Origin of the sequence: Pontibacter toksunensis (genome assembly GCF_042686245.1) — a bacterium.
GTDB lineage: Bacteria > Bacteroidota > Bacteroidia > Cytophagales > Hymenobacteraceae > Pontibacter > Pontibacter toksunensis.
In genome coordinates this window covers 1-634 of the sequence record NZ_JBHUOX010000112.1, presented here as the reverse complement: position 1 = coordinate 634, position 634 = coordinate 1, and the positions used below count along the sequence as shown (strand labels likewise).

The following is a 634-nucleotide window of genomic DNA, read 5'->3' as shown; positions in this document are numbered from 1 at the left end:
ACCACGGGCTTTCCGTTCAGGGCCGGCTTGAACACCCGCTCACAGGAGGCATAGAAGTTGTTGCAGTCGCATAATGCAAACAGCGTAGTCATTGCTTCACTGGCTTATGGAGTATCCAAACCACCACACCCCATACACGCATATCCATCTCTTCAGTTATCACAATGGGTTTATAGGCAGGGTTGGCAGGCATCAGGTAAGCCTTGCCGTCCATGAGCTTAAATGTCTTGACAGTGAACTCCCCATCTAGAAAGCAGACCACCGGCAGACCCTCTGTAGGCTTGAGTGACTTGTCTATCACCAGGATGTCACCTTCATGAATATTGGCATCCACCATGGAGCTGCCTTTCACACGCATCATATAGGTGGAGGTAGGGTTCTGAATGATGTGCTTGAAGATGTCGATGCGGTCTTCCAGGTAATCGTCAGCAGGGGAGGGGAAGCCTGCTGATATGTAGGAGGCCAGTAAGGGTATCTCTATGCTTTCTAAATAGTCGAAGTCTAAAAGCTCCAAGAGATGCGGGGAAATAGGGATGACTTTTGCGCTGCACATATATCCAACATGTAGTAGTTGTTGCTAATAATGTTAGCAAATACGTAAACAAGAATTATAAAAGCTAAATATATTAGTTAT

The 634-nt window shown here is 46.4% G+C and carries 2 protein-coding genes; both read right to left on the bottom strand.

The features are described 5' to 3' along the window. Positions 1 to 92, bottom strand: a 92-nt coding sequence (locus ACFS7Z_RS27520; RefSeq protein ID WP_449301471.1) for a Y-family DNA polymerase, incomplete at its 3' end; no start/stop codon positions are given. Beyond that, positions 89 to 553: a LexA family protein gene (locus tag ACFS7Z_RS27370; RefSeq protein WP_377492721.1), complete on the bottom strand. Its 465-nt coding sequence runs from the start codon at positions 551 to 553 to the stop codon at positions 89 to 91. The genes ACFS7Z_RS27370 and ACFS7Z_RS27520, both read right to left, overlap by 4 nt. Positions 554 to 634: the final 81 nt, after the last annotated feature.